The sequence below is a fragment of the Ruminococcus intestinalis genome, from assembly GCF_014288065.1.
GTDB classification, from domain to species: domain Bacteria; phylum Bacillota; class Clostridia; order Oscillospirales; family Acutalibacteraceae; genus Ruminococcoides; species Ruminococcoides intestinale_A.
Genome location: NZ_JACOPS010000003.1, coordinates 274,708 through 295,702, shown reverse-complemented (window position 1 = coordinate 295,702; position 20,995 = coordinate 274,708). Strand labels below are relative to the sequence as shown.

Sequence of the window (20,995 nt, the reverse complement as noted above, 5' to 3'; positions counted from 1 at the left end):
AGGTTGATAGGCTGCGTGTGTAAGTGTCGTGAGGCATTTAGCTTGGCAGTACTAATAGGTCGAGGGCTTGACCACAAGAGTCTTTTGGTCAGCTTATTAAAGTATTTACAATATTGCTTATCTCACTTTGCTTAATCTTTATTCAGTTTTCAGGGTACTCCCTTTAATATACACCTTTAAGGTGAGTTTTGAGATTACAGCACTACTTCGGTAGTGCTTTTTTGTTTGCCTTTTGTGCGTGGAAGTTTTACTGTACTTTATTTTTGAATTTTTAGGTAGCTTATATTGCTGCTTTATTAAAAGCTGGAGCAGATTATTGTTTAGCACACGAGTTAAGCAAAGCTCATAATATCTTCCGATATTATATAGTTTATCAGACACAAACTGCTTCGCTGTTTGCCGGCTTGAACACAACAGCGTTAGTAAAAAGTATTTGTGGGCTTTGCCCATACCTACAACCTTTGAAAATGTTGACCAAACTTTTATAATTGCTTGGCAAACACAATAAAATTTGTTTGTACATTATAATAGTATCAAAATTTACATATCATTATTACCAATAAAAAATATACAATTTTGTATGATATAGTTATACTTTCAAAATATTGCTTAGCGGTTTGTAAAATGTGTATTTTTATTGCATTTATTCTGATCTTATGGAAGAACTTTTAGAGTATGTAGATATTGAAAATCCGATTATTTCTGTAAAGTATGTAAATAATGACGGTTCTGTAATCACAGAAAAATCATTTGATAAGTCAATTCTTGAGGAAACAACATCAGATGTTAATTCAAACGATGAGAAATCGGTATAAGTGAAAAGTTGTCAGCTCACCACCTTTTATGGGTGGTGATTGTTGTTTTATATAACTTTTTATGATAAAATGAAAATATTATAAAACAACAGGGAGTTTTTTATGAAACGATTTTTTGCAATATTCATTTGCATTGCTACAGCATTGATATTTGTTGCCTGCACAAATAATTCTGAAACAAAAAGCAGTAAAACCGAAACTACGCAAATATCCGCACAGAACAGCGGTGATGAAAAAAGTTTTGCGAGCATAGAGGACTATATAAAAGCAGAAGAAACCCAAAAGGCCATAGACAGTATGAAAAAATCATATGAGTGTATGTATGATTTTGATTGCTATGCGGAGGATAACAAATTTGTTTACGAGTACAAATATCTTGAAACTGTAGGCGATGAGGCATTGCCGCAGATAAAGAAAGCGTTTGACGAAAAGTTTGAAGAAATGAAATCGACCGTAAAGCCGTTGATGGAGCAGCTTGTAGGCAATGTAAAGGAAGAAAATCCGATTGTGGTATTAAGGTTTTGTAACAGCGACGGTTCTGTAATATCGGAAAAAGAATATGATAAAACCGTTCTTGATGAATCTGTATCCGAAAATTAAAAGCTGCAATATCACTAACAAATTTTATAATAATTTTTAATCATCACCTGTTAGGGGTGGTGATTATTTTTGTATGGTGTTTAAATGGTCTGTTTGAATTTTGGAATAAAGTTAATAATTAGGGTTTAGCAGAGTATTTCGTAAAAATTATAAAAGTTTGGTCAACCTTTGAAAAGCCTTGACCTGAATTTTTAAATTATTTGCCTTAAACACTGTGTTAAACCATAATTTTCCCAACTTTCAATAAATTCCCATTAAAATAAAAATATTTTTGCAACCTTTTTATAATTAAAAAAGTGTTATATACAAAGGTGGTGAAATAATGAATGATTTAAACAACGATGATTTTGTTACAGATGTCGTAAATGAATATTCCGATACGATTTACAGGGTGGCTTTGAACATAACAAAAAACAGTGCTGACGCATTTGATGTGTGTCAGGAAGTTTTTATAAGATTAATTAAAAACAAACATAAAATCAAAGACCGCAGTCATCTGAAAGCATGGCTTTTGCGTGTTGCCGTAAATTGCGCCAAAAGCTGCAAAACATCGGCATATGTTCGCCATTGCGTACCGCTTGCCGAGGCAAGAGAACAGGGTGTGTCGGATAATACTTTTGATAAAGCAATTTTTCAATTCGTTATGCAATTGCCGCCAAAGTACAGCGTTGCGATTTATTTGTTTTATTATGAAGATTTAAAAATCAGTGAGATTTCAAAAATACTGAATGTAACACAATCAACGGTTAAATCAAGACTTGCAAGGGGCAGAAAACAACTTAGAGAAATTATTGAAAGGGAGCAATCATATGACTGATAAAAAAGATTTTAATGCGGAAGTATATAAAAATAATGTGAAAAATATTAAACTTAGCGAAAAGCAGAAAGCTGAATTGATAAAAGTAATGCGTGATACCGAAAAACAATATAAACAAAACAATGTATCGCACAAAGTTTTCAATTTGAAAACAGGAACAGCGGCAGCAATAGCCGCAGTGTTTGTATTTGTTGCAATATATGCAGGATTTTTTAAACCGAATACAGAGCGAATTTCCTCAAATAAAAATATTTTTACAATAACGGCAAACGCCGCCGAAATTGAGGACAAGTCTGAAATAGGTGTATTTTCATCGGTCAACGGAAGTCAATATTTATTGAAAGATTTTAATAATGATGACACGATTTATCGAAACGCACAGGGAAAAACCGATTATTTTAATGATTTTGAACTTACAAACCTTAAAATCAGCGGAAAAAATATTGAGAGCGTGACATTTAATTCAAAACAAAAAGGAATTTATTTTCTTATAAATTCATATATAAACGATAATGAAAATACGGAAGATGCAGAAGACGGCAATAGTTATAATTATTATAACGGTATAGCCATAGCCGAAATCGGAGATTTTTCAAATTACGGAAGTCTTGATAATTCACAATATACAAAAGCGGAATTTAAAGAACATTCGGACGGTTTATATGGGGAGTTTTGTGACGGATTTACATTTACGGTAAAAAACCCGAGTGAAAACGAACAGGAGATAAAACTTGATAAAGCGATAAATCTTATGGTTGAAACCGACAGAACAGACAGTGAAATTGACAATTGGGTAGACGAATATTACCGACTTGACAGTGAACTTTTAAGTATGAGAGCGAAAAATTGTATGAGTGATGACGGAGAAATTCAAGTTACAGATGAGGAAAATGCTCTTGAAACAAAGATGGAAAATATAAATAACAGCATACTTTCAAAAATTGTTGACGGGGCAGAGATTGATGTAAGCGTGCAGTTTACGGACGGAAGTGTTCAAAGCGAAAAAATCAGAATTTCTTACAATAACGGCAATTGCGGCGGGGAAGATAATTTCCCGAGTATTACTTTCAGATTGGTGTGAGTTTGGTTTAGCGAATAGTCAAACTAATAAATTTAAAAATTTAGGTCAAACCTTTAAAAGGTTGACCAAACTTTTATAATTGTTTGGCAGGAATTTTGATGCTTTTCAAAATCTGTAATTTAATAAACATACAAAAAAGACCGCTATCATCAAAATAGCGGTCTTTAAATATTCGATTATCAATATGACTGTATTGCAGAGAGCATTTTTTCAGGTGTTATTTGTGTATATTTCATTCCGTCAAACACAAGGTCATTGCCGTCAAAGGTATAATCATATGTGTCTGTCTGCTCGCCGTCCATATCATAAACGGCTGTCACCTTATTGAGTTTTGTATTGTATGTGAAATATGTAAATGTTGTGCCGTAGGAGTTGCAGTACATTCTGCCGTCCTCGCCAAAGTAATAGTAAAGTCCTGTTCCGCTGTCCCATGCGCCTACAAGTTTTTCGTCTATCTGCGGATTTTCGGGTGCGCTTGGAACAAAGGTCGGATTATCCACCTTTTCAAGCACTGAATCTTCACCGTTATTTGTAATTGTAATTTTTTTGCCGTCCTCGGCAACTGTATATGAATACTCGCCGTTAATGCCGAACAAAAGCTGACATTTAAAGGTTTCTTCGCCTGTACTTTCGTCAGTGCCGACCGAATATTTGCCGCAATATCCCATATTTCCCACAATAATCGATGCTCCGCCTTTACCGTTAAACAAAAAAGTAAAACTTTCAAGTTTAGAGCCTGCGCCTTCCGCTATTCTCCAATATCCGGCAAATGGGTCTGCCGGATTTTTCAGCGGTGCATGCAGAGCATCAAGGCTGAAATTCACTCCTTCGGGTGCGGTTGTCTGTGCCTGTGTCGCTTGAGTTTCTGTCGGTGTACTGCTACTCGATTCGGCATTTGTGCCGTTTGAACAACCGGCCGCAGTTACGACAAGCATTGAACATACAAGTGTGGTTATAATCGACTTAGTAAAAATTTTTTTCATTGCAAAATTACTCCAAATTTAATTTTGAGGCGGTTTTTCCTCAACATATTAATTTTATTATTATCTGCTGTAAAAGTCAATATCGTTGTAATAATTTATGCACACCGTTGTGTCAGCGGTATCTGATTTGTGCGGTTTTCTCCGAAAAGCCTCCGAGTTTTGTATAAACTTTTGCTTCAACATCAACGGGCACTTCATAAATAATAATGCATACGGCTTTTTCGTTATCTTCGCTGTTTTCTTTACTGCGGCAGTAAGTTATGTGGGGGCTTGTATATCTTTCGGAGTAGTACATATTTGTACATACCACGGTATCGTCTTTGTTGTCTAACTCTATCGCACATAAGTATAACGAATATTTTTTAAAAAATTCGTCGTTATATCTGTTGTCAACATTAATTACATCACCCATAGGCATAACTTTGCTGTATATCTCATTTAAATAGTTTAAGCTGTCATATGTATCTTTGGTACTGCGTATTCCCATTAATGTACCGGAAACCGCATCTGTAAGGTTTATTATTTCGTCTATTGCGTTGTCCTTCAAGTCGTCGGAGTACACATATTTGTCAATAGCATCAGCATATACTGTGTTGATTGGTTCTTTATAATAAAAGTTACTTTCATCGTTTGTTTTGTCGCTATAACCCGAAGTTGATATATAAACATACCGTGGAGTAAATTCAAAACTTCTTAAACAAATGATATTGCACACCAAAAGCACTGCAATAGGCACAAGGCACATAGCAAGCCGTATAAATATATTGCAATTCAAATACTTTACCGCATATATAATGAAAGCGACGCTTAAAGCAATCAAAAACCACAGCAGTACGGGGACGCAAAAGCTGTATACAATAAATTCGCCGATTATCAGAACAGCCTCCGTAATGATTATTGCTTTCATATTAGTTATTGTGAGCGAGTGGTAAATATATCTGTATGCCGAAAAAATGCCTGCGCCCAGAACAAGTATAAACAGTTCCATAAAAAAAGGCATAGCTTTTGCATACATTTCTTCTTGGAAAAATATTCTTGTTGCAAAGAGTATCGTATTTTCCGCAATTAACACGATAAACAGAAATAAAGCCGTGTTGTCCAAAACAGAGTGTTTTTTGTATTTTCTTTCTTTTTCTGCCTCTTTTTCTGCCTGTTGTTCCCGTAACTGCACGGCATCATCGTTTTCCGTGTTTTCTTCACCGTAAAATTTAAATTCGTTCATATTATTCCTATATTCCTTATTTTTGATATATTCAGAATTTTCTGCCTATTTATTATAATAAGAAACAAAATTGTTTGTCAATACTTTTTGTTTGGTTATCAGGATTTGTCGAAGAGTGGGTTTCGTTAAATAATAAGGTTTTGTTCTGAAAGTTTGGTCAACCTTTAATAAAAATCCAAAAAATCATACAAAAAGTCCTGCAAAGCATTAAAGCCTTACAGGACTGATTATAATATGCAATTTTAAATAAAACTTATGCGGCGGAAGATACGATTCTTTTGCCTTTCCAAGTGCCTCTCTGCCAACGGATAAACACAATAATTCCTCTGAATATTTCATCGCACGCCATACCTATCCATACGCCTGCAAGTCCCATATTCATTACAATTCCGAGCACATACGCAAGCAGTACGCTTATGCCCCACATTGAGAAGATTGCAAGTATTGTCGGGAATTTTACATCGCCTGCGGCTTTCATGGAGTTAATGATTACAATGTTTGTTGTTCTGCCTATTTCAAGGAAAATCGAAATGAACATCATATTTGAAGCAAGCTCGACAACTGCCATATCGTCTGAAAATGCTTTGAAAGTATATCCCGATACAAGCCAGTTAATAACGGCAATGGAAATCGAAACTATCATACCGATTCTTAGCGTTTTCATAACTCTTTTATATGCAAAGTCGTAGTCGTTTGCGCCAACGCTGTGTCCTACAATTATCTGCGTTGCAATGGCAGCGGAATAAGCAAACATATATGTAAAAGTACACATCATATTTGCGTAAATTCGTGCGTTAATTGCGACCATTCCCATTGTGTTGATAAGTGCCTGCAGCACAAGCTGTGAAAAGTTATAGCTTATGTTTTCGCCTGCGGTCGGGATTCCGAGTTTTAACAATTCTTTAAGAATATTTATAGGGAACGGACGGAGGTATTTAATACCGAGTCTGCCTTGAATAACCTTATAGAAGTAAATAATTGCGGCTACAAGCGCAAAAATACGGCTTAAGCATGTAGAAATCGCAACACCCTCTGTGCCAAGGTCAAGAAAAGAAAGCGGGCCGTAAAGGAAACAGTAGTTACCCACGATATTTACAATATTCATACCGAGGGATACAAACATTCCGAATCCCGTTTTGCCGTGGCTCATAAATATTGATGAAAAAGCATTGAAGACCGCCTGTGTAAATATTGTACCGCCGACTATTTTCATATACATATTGGCGTCAGGTATCATTTCGGCAGGTACCTGCATAATAATAAGTAGGGGTTCGCTGAACAAAAATACAATAAGACTTATTACCACGCTTAGCGCAAGGTTAAATGAAATTGCAACCGTGTAGATTTTATTCATTTTTTCAAATTGCTTTGCGCCGAGGTATTGGCTTACAATAACGCCCGTTGCACTCGATATAATGTTGAACGCAAGGTTTAAAAATCCGAGAATAGAGTTTGCATTGCCTATTGCACCGACTGCAATGTCATTGTAGTTTGACAGCATAATAGTGTCAATGTAGCCGAGCGAAAGTCCGAGCAGTGACTGAAAAAATATCGGCAGTGCAAGACTGAATACTGTTCGTTTTAAGGGATCAACTTGTTTTTTCTTTAATTTGGCAGACGACTCAGCCATAAAAAAACACTTCCTTTACAAGATGTATGTTGACTTTATATTTTAATATTGTATAATAAGGTCAGAAAATAAACCTTATATTGCTTATAATTGTTTTTAAGATTTTATATTATGAAAGGATAAATAAAATGAAAATTTGCGTATTCGGTGCTTCAAGCGAGCAGATAGAGAAAATTTATATAGATACCGCCGAAAGTCTGGGCAGAGCGATTGCAAACCGTGGCGATGCCGTAATTTACGGCGCAGGAAAATACGGTGTAATGGGTGCGACCGCAAGGGGCGTAACCTCTGAAAAAGGTGAACTTATAGGTGTAGCGCCTGAATTTTTCAAGAAAGACAATGTTCTTTACGACAAGTGCACAGAACTTGTTTTTACGGACACAATGCGTGAGCGTAAAGGTGTAATGGAAGACCGTGCGGACGCTTTTGTAATTTGCGCAGGCGGTATCGGCACTTTTGAAGAATTTTTTGAAGTGCTTACTCTCAAACAGCTTAGTCAGCACAGAAAGCCGATTGTTATGTACAATGTAAACGGATATTACGATTCACTCATAAATATGATGAAAAAGTCCGTATCAGAGGGCTTTATGAGTGACGATTGTCTTAAACTCTTTACCGTAGCAAATACCGAACAAGAGGTTTTTGAGCAGATAGACAACTATAAAGAATATACCTATGATAAGTACGGCTTTTTAAGGGACGGTGACAACAATGGCTGATCGTTGTGACCAATGCACATATTTTGTGGAAGATGACGAGTACGGTGACTACTGTTCTTTGAGTCTTGATGAAGACGAAATGGAAAAGTTTTTGACAGGCAATACCGAACAATGCCATTATTTCAGGCTCTATGACGAGTACAAAATCGTGCAGAAACAAAATTAAATCTTCTTTATTCCAAAAATATAATGTGAATATAAAATTCACATCGATTAAAGATTTATAATATTTATTTAAAATCTCAGAAAAATTCAATTTTTGTCTTTTTTTATATTTTATCAAAAAAACTTCCTTTTTACAAGGAAGTTTTTTTGTTTTTATTGTCATTTATAAACAGATAGAATAATAAAAAGATATAATCCGTAAAAATATAAACTATTCAAAATACCGAACTTTTGCTGTTTTGTTAGTGCAACTATACAAAAGTTATTCTAATATTGATATTTCCGTTGAAATGGTGTGCCAAAAGTATTAAAATAATATAGTGGCTTATAGAAAAAATGTAGTAATGTTTACAAACAAACTGTTTTGTGAATGCGGAAAATTACAAGAGAGGGGGAGTGAGTGATGAGTTTTTTGGGTAAAGCTGTTGAGCGTATGATGGCCGAAAATATCTCCCGTCATAAGCGTAAACGCTTGATAATCTTTATAACTGTCATCACTTTGCTCTCTATGGTTACCACAACGGTTGCGTGATTCAGCGTAAATACTTTTGCCGGTGTAGATAACCTCAATTTAAGCATTTCAGTAAGCGCACAGCTTAATGTAGGTATGGAAAACTACGGTACAGAAATCGACGGACTTGATTATGTTCTTGCCCGCAAAGTTTTCAGAAAGTTTGAGGCGCTTAATCTCTCTTATATAAGAGATGAAATTGACGGCTTGCTTGCTTATCTTGACGAGCTGTTCGGTGAAGAAAATATGAACGAATGTAAAGACTACTTAAAGATGCTCAAAAAGCTTGTATAATTTGCAAAATAAGGGCGAACTTTGTTTGCCCTTTAGCTGATTTATTGACATTGTTCATTTTTGCTGATAAACTATATATAATGGCTTTTGTTACGCTAAAATAAAATTATAAGGAGTGTCTAAAATGGTGGATTTTAGTAAGTATTACAGATCTTACAAATATATGCAGGATATGCTGAAATCGGATTTTACTCACAATTATATAGAAGAGGCTCTCAAAGACGGGGACGAGGGCAAAGATTCTATATTCGGCAAAACTAATGAAAAAGTAATTGATATGGATTGGGTTATCGCAATCGAAGAAACCCTGCCGTATATTCAAAAAGCAATTGACGAACAGCGCAGATTTATCAAACAGGCAGAAAATGTTGTTCGCATTAAAAAGGCAAAGAAAATTCTTACGGTTGAGCGTGAGGAGGGTTTTGCTATTTACGAAAATCGTGTGCTTTTGACACTTATTCACAAGGCGCTTATGTTTGTTGATGACAAATATTCAAAAATGAAAGATGTACCTAACGATTCTTACAATAATATAACAATGAACCGTCACCTTGAGCTTAATCAGCAAAAGCTTGATTTCAGCGTTAATTATGTAAACGAAAACCACGAATCACTTGCAGAAGACCTTGATGTAGAGGATATTGAGTCGCTTTCAGATTTTGACCGTATCCGCAGAATTCGTCAGGGACTTAACGAGTGTCTTGCAACTCCGCTTATGAAGGAGATTGCAAAAGAACCGCAGGTAAAACCACCGCTCACACAGACTAACCTGCTCAAGGAAAACCCTAACTTTAAAAAGGCAGTAGAGTTGTGGAGCTTCCTTGATACATACAAAAAGCAGGGCTTTGAACTCGTAGGCGAAGAGTTCAACGGTAAGATGACTGACGAGAACAAGGAAGATGTATATCTTGCTATGGAATTTCAGCATTTTATGATGTCGATTACCACTAACCCCGCACTCAGAAAAATGCTGCAGGAAAAGTACGAAGAAGAAAATGCCCTTGCCAAAGAAGAGGCTGACCGCCCCGAAAAGGTAAAGGAAATGGTACTTGAGGCACAGACAGAGGCAGTGCGCAAAGAAGAAATTGAAAAACTTACTGCGGAGATTACGGAACTTAAGCAGAAAATCGCAGAGCAAAAGCAAAAGATTGAGGAGCAGGCAAACATTATAAAGACACAGGAGGGCAAAATCGCTGCTCTTGAAAACGAAAGAGAAAGTCACGCAAAGCAGGTAGAGCAGATGAATGCCGACTTTGCCGAAAAAACAAGAATTGCGGAAGAAAATTTTGCAAACCGACTTAGTGCAAAGCAGAAAGAATTTGACGACGCACAGACCGCTCACAACGAATATGTAACAAAGCTCAACACAGATAATGCAAATAAGATTGCCGAGTTAAATACTAACCACAGCAACGAGGTTGCACAGCTTAAGAGCGATTATGAAAACAGAATTGATACTATTAATAAAGAAAACGCAACCGCAACAGCTAATTTGAAATCCGATTACGAGGGACAGCTTACTTCCATGAAAGCGGATTACACCTCTCAGATTAAGAATTACGAAAAGCAGATTGCCGATATTAATGCGGAAAACGCTAAGAATGTAAAAGAACTTAACGATAACCACGCCAAAGAAATCAAGACCATTACCAAAGAATCCGAAAAGCGAATGGCTGATTTTGAAAAAGAAACCACCAAGAAGATGAACGATACTATAGCTGATGTTAAAAAGAAAGCTAAAGACGAAGTTCGTCAGGCTGAAAAAACAGCAAAAGAAAAAATTGCAGAGGCAAAGGGCGAAAATAAGCTCTTTAAGAAGAAAAAAGAGGTATTCGAGGCGGCTTATGCGGCAGGTTCGGTAGGACTTATGGCAATGCTTGCCGAAAAATACGCATCTGAGGGCAGAACAGACTTTGCCGACCACCTTGTATCGGCAACAGCGGCAATCAGAGCAATTATGATTGCGCCCACACCAAAGGGTATTACACTCACAATGTACACCCACGGTTCCGCAAAACTCTTAAAACTTTATGCAGGCGTTACAAGATACGATGTAGCTATCGGCGACACTGTTTCTTCATTCGGCGGTGTTGAGGGACAGCCTGTATTTATCAGCTTTGCAGGCGTTGGAAGTGAGGTTGCCGACGAGATTGCAGGTAAAATCAAAGAAACAGCTGATTGCAAAGTAACTGTTTCTCAAAACAGAAGAATACAGTCAACGGGAATTATCGGCATATATTTCTGCGGAGAATAAGCAGGTATGCTATGAATAAGTCGGCACAGCCCAACGAAGATGTCGATTGGTCGCAGGCAACTCCCGGTGTTGATTACCTTTGCTTTGACCTTTATATGAGAATGCAGAATCCGAGAAAAATTTACATTACCGAAACTTCAACTCTCACTCCGCTTGACAGTGTGCTCACCCGGGATAATGAAACCAATAAAAGCAGTAACCCGAGCACATACGGTAATTTTTCAAAGGATTGTATGATTGGCGCAACAAGATTTTCCGTAAACAGCGCCGACAGTACAGAAAATAAACTTAAGTGGATCCATAGTGACGGTTTCCTTTCGGATTTTTGTTGTGGTAACTTAATTCTACTACGAAATCGTTTCTATGGATATTCTTTTTTATTGTTTCATCTTCATTTAACAATATGCGTTTTTATGATTTTTAAAAAACTTACACACTTTTCTTGACAAAGCCTATGAGTTAAAAATTGTTTCAACTTACTATTTCAATTTGCGATGAAATACTTTATCAGAAACACAATAACATTTGACTTTACTTTATTTGCTTTATATCAGCTTTATTATTTAAAATGTAAAGTTACACCACCAATTCATTAAAACGCAAATTAAACGATTTTAAACGGCATTTAAAGGAGCTGTAAAAAACAGCCTAAATAAAAAAACGACTGCATTCTAACCGAAAGGTAGGAATGCAGTCATTTTTGTGATATAATTTACTATCAACGAAAAACCATATCAACAAGGTACATAAAACTAAAAAGTTTTCTACATAAAGGTGCTTGGTTTTGCACCTTTTCGAGTTATGCCCAAATTTTAAACATTTTTAACATTCTTCATATTTTAATATCATATTTTTATACAATTTCAAGAATGCAAGCAAAAAAATCACCGAGGCTCACTTTTTCGTGAATCTCGGCTTTTTGATATGCTGTTTTTTACAGCACCTATCGTCAGATTGCATAAACGGAAAGTATTTGCGGGCTTGCCCACACCCACCACCTTTTATAATTGCTTGACAAAGGATTCCGCTAAACCTTAATGTACCGGAATTTTTGTTAGTAAACATTTTTTATTTTGCTGTTTGAGGGCAAATTAAAAATATCTGATTAATGAAATAACTTTACCCAGAATAGCGACTTCATCTGCGATAATCGGTTCAAAATCGTCATTTTCAGGCTGTAATCTGAAATGACCGTTTTCCTTATAAAATCGTTTAACCGTTGCCTCGTCGCCGATAAGGGCAACTACTATTTCGCCGTTGGACGCAACAGGTGTGCGGTTTACAATTACAATGTCACCGTCAAAAATACCTGCTTTTATCATACTTTCGCCTTTTACATGCAGTGCAAAAAGTTCTCTGCCACGGCTAAGACTTTCGGGAATAGGTATGTATGTTTCGATTTCTTCAACGGCAAGGATAGGATAACCTGCCGCAACACTGCCCACAAGAGGGACATTTACACTGCGCTCTTCACCTGCGATGCGTATGCAGCGGTTTAAACCGTGCTCACGCTCAATAAGTCCTTTTTCTTCGAGTGCGCTTAGGTGATGATGAACAGTTGAAGTTGATTTTAACCCCGTAGCCTCGCATATTTCACGCACAGACGGAGTTCTGCCTTCATCTGCACACTGTTTTAAAAAATTAAATATAGCCTGCTGGCTCTTGCTTAATGGTTTCATAGTAACCTCACAAATTGCAAAAGTGCCGATTTGTAACAAACTATTTACGGCCTATAATATTATAACATATTTTCTCTGAAAAATCAAACATTTGTTTTATGTTTTGAAAAATATTTTTTTCAATAGGTTTTCATATTGACTTCACATGATTTTCAAATAAATATAGTTTAATATAACTGTACTCAAAAGGCGGAACCGCAACCGCCGAGTATATTGTTCTACCCTCCTCAATACGGGCACTCGGCCCGTAATTGTACCCCTCATTTTTTTAAGAACAGGAAAGCACCGTGTAATCATCATCAGCACGGTGCTTTTCAATTTTTGGGGGAATTATGCGGATTAGGTTTAGATTAAAAAATTTAAATTTAGGTCAAGCCTTTTTAAAGGCCCGGCAGAGCATTTTATTGACTGTAAATACAACACAAAACAACAGGCAGATGTACTATTACACCTGCCTGTTGTTTATAGATTAATTATTGCAAATAATTATATTATTTTGTCAAAACCTCAACGATTTCGCTGATATACATTTTATGGAAGTCGTTGTCGTACCACTTATCTACAGCGTCGTTATCAACAATGCTATCGCCGTTCAAAAATTGTGCGTACATCTTTTTACATACAAGTACAAGTTTAGCCTCTGCAAAGTATGGAATACCGTCCTCTGTAAAAGCAGGTGTAAGACCTGTTTCGGCAACTTTGTCAATATCTCTGCCGCTCTTTGAACCGCAAAGCTTGAGTGCGTCACGGTATTTTTCGTCAAAAAAGCTCATTGTGTAGTAACCGTTATTCTCAATAAATTCAAATGTATATCTCTGCGGACGAATAAATGTAAACGCAACAGGCTTGCCCCACATAATGCCTGCGCCGCCCCAGCTGATTGTCATTGTGTTAAATTTATCGGAATTTCCGCTTGTTACAAGCGCCCAATCCTTGCCGATAAGATCAAAAACACTTTCGTTGATGTCTGACGGATTAATTTTCTTAAAATCTGACATAAATATCCTCCTTAAATTCTGCTCTTGCTTTAAAATAGATGAGAGCAGGTTTTTATTTTATTTTATTATTTTGTGCCTGTAGAGCCGAAACCGCCCTCGCCACGCTCTGTATCGGAAAGTTCGCTGACTTCTGTAACGGTTGGGACGATTACAGGTGCAATCACCATTTGTGCCACTCTTTCAAACGGCTCGACGGTGTAAGGTTTATCCGAAACATTGCAAAGACCGACGCAGATTTCGCCCCTGTAGTCGCTGTCAATCACGCCAACGCCGTTGGCAAGGCAGATTCCGTGCTTGATGCCGAGCCCGCTCCTGGCGTAAACAAATGCGGCAACCGACGGGTTGGGCAACTCGATTGCTATACCCGTGGGAATAACCGCAATCTTCTGCGGCTCAACGGTGATTTTTTCGGTAATGCAGGCATATAAATCCATACCGGCGGCACCGCTTGTTGCGATTTTGGGAATTTTTGCGTTATCTTTTACTTTTTTTATCTTTAAATCCATAACTGTCCTTTCAAATTAAGTTGCATTTGTAATCTTGTTTTGCAGGATTTTTTTAAATTCCTTGCAAAAGAAAAATTTACTGAATTTTAATAATGTTTTATTAGAATATTAAAAACCTGTAATTTTTGTAACAAGGCATTAATTTAATTCTTTTAAACAATTTAAACAGAGTTATTAACATTAACATTGTTTTAACAATGCTATTTAACACCCCTTAGATATAAACCTCTTGTTGATTTGACTTTTAACATCGGATTTTGCGTAAATTCGCATATACTTTCCACATTTTCAACATAGTTTTCAACAGTTAAACGAAGTGAATAAAAAGATGTTGAAAGTGTTGAAAACTCATTTTGGGGTATATAAAGGGGTACACAGTTCAGCACTTCGGTACAAATTCCGTCACATTTCAGCGGGAATTTCTCACCCTTTCTGTCCGTCATTTTTGAGTTGTTTTTGCAAGTTTTGCAAGAAATGTTTTCGCTCTTTGCGGGGCAGTTTACCGTAAGCATAAGAGGAAGATATCCGTAGGTGATAATGCCCCTCTTGATTGTGCCGCCCAGGCGGTTTATTCGCTCAAAAGTAAGTTCAAAACTGAGTTCAACATCCTCAAGTCCGTATTCCTCCGCCCAGAGCAGGTCATATGTGTTTACAAGGTTAAGTCCGAAACTTCCGTGTACACGCATATTTTCGCTTTTTGCCATATACACGGCGGCAAGATTTCCGCAGAGTGCGTCATTTATACCAAGCTGTTTTACCTCGCTTAGCCTTTTTGCTATTCTTTCTTCGTTTTTAAAAAGTCCTCTCGGAATTTCCACACCTATATTGCAGCCGTCAGCCATAAGCGATTTCAGCTTTTCGTTATCGGTATAAATAGGAACATAAATAAGTTCGCAGGCGTTGAAAGCGGGTGAAAACTTTGCGGTAGTCATTCTTGCCCTTATTCCGTTGCCTTTTGGCACACAGGAAGTGTCGGGTGCTGTAATTTCAATATCATTTATTTTGTAGTTATGCCGCTTTGCCCTTAAATCGTCAAGTTGAGCAAGTGCCTCTCTGCGCATCGCATTCAAAACAGAAAGCGGTAACGAGAGGCTGTCCTCTGTATTTATACTCAAGCTTTCAAAAAAATATGCCGTTGAGCCCGTCTTTTTAAGCTGGGTTTCGCATTTTGTCTTGTCAAGCGCAACCTTCTCTGCTTTTTGACAGACAAATTCGGAAGTAACTTTTATATTATGCGTTCCGTCCGTGATTTCAAGGGTCGGATTTTCGCCGATTTTCGCCGTGAATGTACCGTTTATTGCAATATCGGAAAGCTCGTCCTTGTAGCTTTGACGGATTTTTGAAAAAAGTTTTTCGTCTGCCGATACAACATCGTTTTTTCTGCGGTATCCGAACATTTCATAGCCTGTTTTGCCTGTATAATAACCGTCGGTAAATCCTGTTCGTGAAAAAACATTTTTCAAAATTTCTGCCGTATCGTCGCTTATAAATCCGTTGTCACGCTGTTCTTTGCAGGCACGCACAGCGGCAGACACATACTCGGGGCGTTTCATTCTTCCCTCAATTTTAGCAGAGGCTACACCCATTTCCTGCAGCTGCGTAATATATGGTATAATGCTGTTGTCTTTAAGGCTTAGTGCGTGACCGTCCTTAACCTTTCCTACCGAAAACGGCAGACGGCACGGCTGGGCGCAAGCACCTCGGTTTCCGCTCCTTGAGCCGAGCATTGCGCTGAAGTAGCATTGTCCCGAAACGCACATACAAAGCGCACCGTGTACAAATACTTCGAGTTCAACGGGGATTTCGGCGGCTTTTTCAAGTTCTTTTTTGCTCATTTCCCTTGAAACCACAACCCGTTCAAAGCCCATTTCATAAAGAGCCTTTACACCGAGGTACGAGTGAACGCTCATTTGTGTGGATGCGTGCAGGTGCATTGACGGCACAAGCTGACGGGCAAGGCGTGCGACACCCATATTCTGTACAATAAGTGCGTCAACATCTGCTCTTGCGGCAATCAGCACAGCCTCTTTAAGCCTTTGCATTTCATCGTCAAAAACAATTGTGTTTAAGGTGACATACACCTTTACCGAATGAATATGGCAGTAACGAACCGCCTCTTTAAGCTCGTTTTCGTCAAAATTATGCGCAGAAGAACGGGCGGAAAATTCCTTTTCGCCCAGATAAACAGCGTCTGCTCCGCTTCGTACGGCAGCAATAACACTGTCCATACTGCCTGCAGGCGCAAGAATTTCAATTTTATTTTCCATAACCATTATTGTAATCAATCAAATAATTAATCAAAAAGCGAGATCTGCTGTTGGCGCATTTTGCGGATGATTTCATCGCTTTCCTCATCATCTTCGCCCTCGTTTTCCTCTGCCTGCGCAGAATTAACCGCCTTTTGCAGAGCGTTTCTCAATTGTTCGTTTTCCTTTTCAAGTCTTTTATATTTGCGGGTAAGTGCAGTGTTTTCGTTAATAACCTCTGCAAGTCGGGTTTTGTACTCCGAACACTGCTTATTAAGGTCATTTGTTTGACGAATAATCTTATCTGCCTTTGAAATGCACTCTTTTTTATTGCGCAAAGCCTTGTTGCGGTCATCGCAAAAATTAAGTGCCGCCAATATAGCGCAATCTCTTGTGTCAAGGTGATTTGTTGATGTTACAATTTTCTTGATTTGTGCTATAACATCATCGGCAACGCCTTGCACATATTTTTCGTCATCTGCAGTAATCAGCGCATAGCTCCTGCCCTCAATCTGCACGCTGACTTTTCTTTTAGTATTCATTACAGCACCTCTCCATATTCAGACTCTGCCTGCAAAATAACAGAGTTTTTTACAATAAATTATAATCCACACTAAATTATAATATAAAAAGATGCGTTATTAAAGAATTATGTTAAAGTTGTAATCTAATTTTGACATAATTATCCTTATATGTCGGTTTTTTGTTGTTTTTTGTCAATTATATTGTAAACTGCTAACTCTTGTGTTAATATATAGTATGTGCGACAAAACGGTAGAGTTTTGTCGATTTCGCATTGTTTTACTAATGATAATATTGCTTTTTTTGATAGTAATTAATAACAGTTTATTAATATTACATATCAAAAAGCCTTTTGCGGAATATTATTTTACAGGGAAGTGATTATATGCCAGTTCCTTTTGATTCACAAAAAATTTACTATCGTACACCTTTCGGTGCGGTAGAAGAGGGAACAACCATACATTTAAGAATACTTTTGCCAAGAGATCTCCACACTCAGAGAGCGGATTTGGCAGTAAAGTATGACTACGATTACAACTGGGAATACTTCGGCTTTTTCTGGTGCGGCACATTTGATGACGCTACTGAAATCTGGGAGGCTGACTTTACTCCTAACAAAATCGGTCTGTACTGGTATGGCTTTAAACTTCAAACAAAATACGGTCTCAGATATATTGTACCGTCTGATCCGTATAATATCAGCACCATAGAAACTTCACCGGGCAGAAGTTGGCAGCTTACCTGCTACAAAAAGGGTTTTACAACTCCAAAGTGGCCTGTTGGCGGTGTAATGTATCAGATTTTGCCTGACAGATTTAATTTCAGCGGCGAAGAAAAGAACCTTACCCGTACAGATTTTCAGCGCAATACAGATTGGTATGCACTCCCACAGTGGTGGCCTAACGAGAACGGCGAAATTACAAACAGCGATTTCTTTATGGGTGATTTAAAGGGTATTACTCAAAAACTCGACTACCTTGAGGAGTTGGGTGTAAGTTGTATTTATCTTAATCCTATCAGTGAGGCATACTCAAACCACCGTTACGATACAGGCGACTATTCAAAGGTTGACCCTATCCTCGGTACAAACGAGGATTTCATAAATCTTTGTGCAGAGGCTAAAAAGAGAGGAATCCATGTAATTAACGACGGTGTTTACTCTCATACAGGTTCTGACAGTAAGTATTTTAACAGAAACGGCAGATACGGCGAGCATACAGGCGCTTACAGAGATCAAAATTCTCCGTATTACAGCTGGTATAAGTTTAACAATTGGCCGAATGATTACCACTCATGGTGGGGATTTTACACCTTGCCGGAGGTAAACGAAACCGACCCGAAGTTCAATGAATATATCAACGGCAAAGACGGTATCGTAAGAACCTATATGCGTTACGGAAATTCGGGCTGGCGTCTTGATGTTGCCGATGAACTTCCCGACGAGTTTATGGAAAATCTGCGTAAAGCGGTAAAGGAAGAAGATCCCGAGGGCTTTATTGTAGGCGAAGTATGGGAAGACGCAAGTAACAAGGAAAGCTACGGCGCAAGAAGACGGTTCTTGCTCGGCGAAGAGCTTGACTCTGTTATGAACTATGTGTTCAGAAATGCAATCCTTGATTTCTGCCGTGGCGCAGATGCCAAGTATGTTATGAATCAGATTATGAGTGTCATAGAGAACTATCCTCGTCCGGTTATCCGTGTTCTTATGAACTCACTTTCAACTCACGATACAGAGCGTGCGCTTACAGTTATTGCAGGCGAGCCGCTCAACGGCAGAGATCGTCAGTGGCAGGCAAATCAAAAGTTAAGCTACGACCAGCGTAAGCGTGGTATAGCACTTTTAAAGCTTGCCGTAGGTATGCAGTATACTTTACCGGGTTTCCCGTGCGTATATTACGGTGATGAGGCAGGTCTTGAGGGCTATCGTGACCCGTTCAACCGTTGCTGTTATCCGTGGGGCAGAGAGGATAAGGAACTTATCGAGTGGCATAAGGCTCTCGGTAATTTAAGAAAGTCCTGCTCACCGCTTTGGGACGGTGATTTTGTAAAGGTTACGGCTGACAAAAATTTTCTGAGCTATATCCGTCTTGACAGCAAGTCATCGCTTTATTGTGCGTTTAATGCAAGCAATGAAGAAAGAATTCTGGACCCACCGCCCGGATATGCAGACGGTACACCTATTTTAGATACAAAGCTCGAAAACGGAAAATTAACAATTCCGCCGCTCAGCTGCGCATTTATTATTAATGAAACAGACAGAAGATTGAGCCTTGCTTATTAATTAAAACTACAAATTTTATTTATACCAAATCTTAAAGAACGGTTTGCAGCGTGCAGACCGTTCTTTTGTTCTTTCCTTTATTGTGATTACACTATAATTCTTTAAATATCGCTTTATTAGTCCGTGACTAAAATCTGCGTGGTTATCTTATTCTGTTGAGGCGGTTGTGGTTTTTTCAACTTGACTTTCTTCAGTTTTATTTTCGGCAGTTTCTGTTTTGCTTGTCAAATTTCCGTTTGAATCTAGATATTTCCAATTTATTATATATTCCTTGCCGACGGAATTTCCTATATTCTTTATGTAATCTTCAAGCAAGGTCTGCGCTCTTGTTTGTGCCTCCGAAAGCAAACTTGTGTCGGCGGCAGCGGTTTCTTCGAGTTTTGTCTGTGCCTCGTTAAAAGCCTTAACTTCATCTTCTGCAGTTATATCGGCTGAATTGGCATCTACTATGTAGCTGTCCTTTGAAAGTGATGATTCGTAAATTGTACAGCTTTGCACAGTTGCGGGCGGCATTGTAATCGTGATTTCGTTATCGTTAATCTCCATTGTTACAAGCGATGCATCAATGCCGAGTTTCACTTTACCGTTGTATTCTATCCAGAAATGCTTATCTTTTTTCCACAGCCACCAGCCGGACGCATCTTTTTCGGTGAATTTTGCAACATTGTGATAGTAACATTCCATAACCGCAAGCTCGCAAATGGATTTCATCTGTGAAATCTTTGGAGCGGTGTTATTGGTTTTGGTTTCTTCCGCCTCTTTTACTCCGCAGGCGGTGCAGCTTAAAATCGTGAGCACAGAAAGTACAAGTGCAAGTATCTTTTTCATTTTTATTCCTCCGTATTCACTTTCAGGTCATAATGTATGTTGGGATGTTCTTCGTTTACCTGCTCCAAGATAGGCTGAACAAGCGCCTTTATTACAGATTCTGCATTCTGTTTTGCCAAATCGTAAATTGCCTGTTGGTCTGCCGCCTCGCTTTCGACATCAAGTTTGCACGCCTTGTAAGCCTCTTCGGTCACGGTTGAAGTATTAGCGCTGTTATTGAGGAACATAAAATCAAGAGAAGCTATATCCACTTCGGTTTCGTTTATTTTGATTTTTGGAATGTTAATTATTACAAGTTTTGACTTTCCGTCACTGCCGTCAACATCTTTTATGTCGGTGGTAACCTTATCAAGATCAAAGCCTGCCTTTATTTTTGCCTCGTAAGCTACATAATAGTTCACTTCAGCGGGTTTGTCGGGATTATTTACCTGCGCAATTCCGTTATACACGGCACTGCAGGTAGAAAGCTCGCTTACATTTATAATTTTTTGCAGGGTTGAAGTTGTAAGAATTACAGGCTGAGTTTCCTCTTCTTTGCTTAAATTGGGTACAACAAGAGTCAGTGTGAGTACAACTATAACTATCAGCGCTACTGCAAAAACAATGATTTTCTTAAGACTTAGCTTTTTCTTTTTTTCTAAAGAATATTCTTCTTTCATATCTCGTTATCTCCCTTGAGTATTCGTGTTTACAAACAAATAGTACCATAATCCGACAACTTTTTCAATATGTAACAACTTTTTTTCAAAGGTTGAGAAAATTATTTTTCACGCACAGATTTAGTTAAATAATTTTTAAATCTATAATGTTAATGTTATATTTATAAGCCAAAATACACGCAAAA

21 protein-coding genes are annotated in these 20,995 nt (G+C 37.9%); 11 read left to right on the top strand and 10 right to left on the bottom strand.

The genetic code is table 11. The features are described from left to right. The first annotated feature begins 626 nt into the window (after nucleotides 1-626). From H8R91_RS08280 to H8R91_RS08265, 4 genes are all read left to right on the top strand, one after another. Nucleotides 627-815: a hypothetical protein gene (locus H8R91_RS08280; RefSeq protein ID WP_186935629.1), complete on the top strand. Its 189-nt coding sequence runs from the start codon at nucleotides 627-629 to the stop codon at nucleotides 813-815. A 102-nt stretch (nucleotides 816-917) separates the two neighbouring features. Beyond that, on the top strand, nucleotides 918-1,415 hold the full coding sequence (locus H8R91_RS08275) for a DUF4854 domain-containing protein (RefSeq protein WP_186935627.1): 498 nt from the start codon (nucleotides 918-920) through the stop codon (nucleotides 1,413-1,415). A 322-nt stretch (nucleotides 1,416-1,737) separates the two neighbouring features. After that, nucleotides 1,738-2,232 carry an RNA polymerase sigma factor gene (locus H8R91_RS08270; RefSeq protein ID WP_022234138.1) on the top strand — a complete coding sequence of 165 codons (495 nt, stop codon included), beginning with the start codon at nucleotides 1,738-1,740 and terminating at the stop codon, nucleotides 2,230-2,232. Beyond that, nucleotides 2,225-3,313, top strand: a complete 1,089-nt coding sequence (locus H8R91_RS08265; protein WP_186935626.1) for a hypothetical protein — start codon at nucleotides 2,225-2,227, stop codon at nucleotides 3,311-3,313. Before H8R91_RS08270 ends, H8R91_RS08265 begins: the two co-directional genes overlap by 8 nt. A 179-nt stretch (nucleotides 3,314-3,492) precedes the next feature. Here H8R91_RS08265 and H8R91_RS08260 read toward each other — a convergent pair whose 3' ends face one another. The 3 genes from H8R91_RS08260 to H8R91_RS08250 form a co-directional block, all read right to left on the bottom strand. Continuing rightward, nucleotides 3,493-4,296 carry a DUF5640 domain-containing protein gene (locus tag H8R91_RS08260; protein ID WP_186935624.1) on the bottom strand — a complete coding sequence of 268 codons (804 nt, stop codon included), beginning with the start codon at nucleotides 4,294-4,296 and terminating at the stop codon, nucleotides 3,493-3,495. A 112-nt stretch (nucleotides 4,297-4,408) separates the two neighbouring features. Beyond that, nucleotides 4,409-5,518 (bottom strand): hypothetical protein, encoded by a 1,110-nt coding sequence (locus H8R91_RS08255; protein ID WP_186935622.1) that lies wholly within the window; start codon nucleotides 5,516-5,518, stop codon nucleotides 4,409-4,411. 253 nt (nucleotides 5,519-5,771) lie between these two features. Continuing rightward, nucleotides 5,772-7,148: an MATE family efflux transporter gene (locus tag H8R91_RS08250; protein ID WP_186935621.1), complete on the bottom strand. Its 1,377-nt coding sequence runs from the start codon at nucleotides 7,146-7,148 to the stop codon at nucleotides 5,772-5,774. Nucleotides 7,149-7,276: 128 nt separating this feature from the next. On the opposite strand from H8R91_RS08250, the gene H8R91_RS08245 reads away from it, so the two are divergent. The 6 genes from H8R91_RS08245 to H8R91_RS08225 all read left to right on the top strand — a co-directional run bounded on the left by H8R91_RS08245 (nucleotide 7,277) and on the right by H8R91_RS08225 (nucleotide 11,537). Beyond that, nucleotides 7,277-7,867 carry an LOG family protein gene (locus tag H8R91_RS08245; RefSeq protein WP_186935619.1) on the top strand — a complete coding sequence of 197 codons (591 nt, stop codon included), beginning with the start codon at nucleotides 7,277-7,279 and terminating at the stop codon, nucleotides 7,865-7,867. After that, nucleotides 7,860-8,033: a DUF6472 family protein gene (locus H8R91_RS08240; RefSeq protein ID WP_022234144.1), complete on the top strand. Its 174-nt coding sequence runs from the start codon at nucleotides 7,860-7,862 to the stop codon at nucleotides 8,031-8,033. The genes H8R91_RS08245 and H8R91_RS08240 overlap by 8 nt, the downstream gene beginning before the upstream one ends. A 402-nt stretch (nucleotides 8,034-8,435) precedes the next feature. Beyond that, nucleotides 8,436-8,564, top strand: a complete 129-nt coding sequence (locus H8R91_RS12295) for a hypothetical protein (RefSeq protein ID WP_279287584.1) — start codon at nucleotides 8,436-8,438, stop codon at nucleotides 8,562-8,564. Between the two features lie 75 nt (nucleotides 8,565-8,639). Then, on the top strand, nucleotides 8,640-8,837 hold the full coding sequence (locus H8R91_RS08235; RefSeq protein ID WP_186935618.1) for a hypothetical protein: 198 nt from the start codon (nucleotides 8,640-8,642) through the stop codon (nucleotides 8,835-8,837). Nucleotides 8,838-8,961: 124 nt separating this feature from the next. Continuing rightward, a complete protein-coding gene (locus H8R91_RS08230) occupies nucleotides 8,962-11,091 on the top strand; it encodes a hypothetical protein (protein ID WP_186935615.1) in 2,130 nt (709 codons plus the stop codon). An 11-nt stretch (nucleotides 11,092-11,102) separates the two neighbouring features. Further along, entirely contained in the window at nucleotides 11,103-11,537 is a 435-nt protein-coding gene (locus H8R91_RS08225; protein ID WP_186935613.1) for a hypothetical protein, read from the top strand. A 645-nt stretch (nucleotides 11,538-12,182) separates the two neighbouring features. Here the strand turns inward: H8R91_RS08225 and lexA are convergent. The 5 genes from lexA to zapA all read right to left on the bottom strand — a co-directional run bounded on the left by lexA (nucleotide 12,183) and on the right by zapA (nucleotide 17,062). Continuing rightward, the gene (gene lexA / locus H8R91_RS08220; protein WP_022234250.1) at nucleotides 12,183-12,770 is read right to left on the bottom strand and encodes a transcriptional repressor LexA; all 588 of its coding nucleotides are present in this window, start codon (nucleotides 12,768-12,770) and stop codon (nucleotides 12,183-12,185) included. A gap of 491 nt (nucleotides 12,771-13,261) precedes the next feature. Then, a complete protein-coding gene (locus tag H8R91_RS08215) occupies nucleotides 13,262-13,768 on the bottom strand; it encodes a flavin reductase family protein (protein WP_186935611.1) in 507 nt (168 codons plus the stop codon). A gap of 65 nt (nucleotides 13,769-13,833) precedes the next feature. Then, nucleotides 13,834-14,274: a dUTP diphosphatase gene (dut, locus tag H8R91_RS08210; RefSeq protein WP_186935610.1), complete on the bottom strand. Its 441-nt coding sequence runs from the start codon at nucleotides 14,272-14,274 to the stop codon at nucleotides 13,834-13,836. 200 nt (nucleotides 14,275-14,474) lie between these two features. Beyond that, on the bottom strand, nucleotides 14,475-16,541 hold the full coding sequence (locus tag H8R91_RS08205; protein ID WP_186935608.1) for a U32 family peptidase: 2,067 nt from the start codon (nucleotides 16,539-16,541) through the stop codon (nucleotides 14,475-14,477). Between the two features lie 26 nt (nucleotides 16,542-16,567). Then, entirely contained in the window at nucleotides 16,568-17,062 is a 495-nt protein-coding gene (gene zapA, locus H8R91_RS08200) for a cell division protein ZapA (protein ID WP_022234246.1), read from the bottom strand. A gap of 365 nt (nucleotides 17,063-17,427) precedes the next feature. Between zapA and H8R91_RS08195 the strand changes: the two genes are divergently transcribed. Beyond that, nucleotides 17,428-19,323 carry a glycoside hydrolase family 13 protein gene (locus H8R91_RS08195; protein WP_186935607.1) on the top strand — a complete coding sequence of 632 codons (1,896 nt, stop codon included), beginning with the start codon at nucleotides 17,428-17,430 and terminating at the stop codon, nucleotides 19,321-19,323. A gap of 147 nt (nucleotides 19,324-19,470) precedes the next feature. Here the strand turns inward: H8R91_RS08195 and H8R91_RS08190 are convergent, their stop codons facing one another. Both H8R91_RS08190 and H8R91_RS08185 read right to left on the bottom strand, forming a co-directional pair. Continuing rightward, nucleotides 19,471-20,151: a DUF4230 domain-containing protein gene (locus tag H8R91_RS08190; protein WP_186935605.1), complete on the bottom strand. Its 681-nt coding sequence runs from the start codon at nucleotides 20,149-20,151 to the stop codon at nucleotides 19,471-19,473. Between the two features lie 2 nt (nucleotides 20,152-20,153). Beyond that, nucleotides 20,154-20,810: a DUF4230 domain-containing protein gene (locus H8R91_RS08185; RefSeq protein WP_186935604.1), complete on the bottom strand. Its 657-nt coding sequence runs from the start codon at nucleotides 20,808-20,810 to the stop codon at nucleotides 20,154-20,156. Nucleotides 20,811-20,995: the final 185 nt, after the last annotated feature.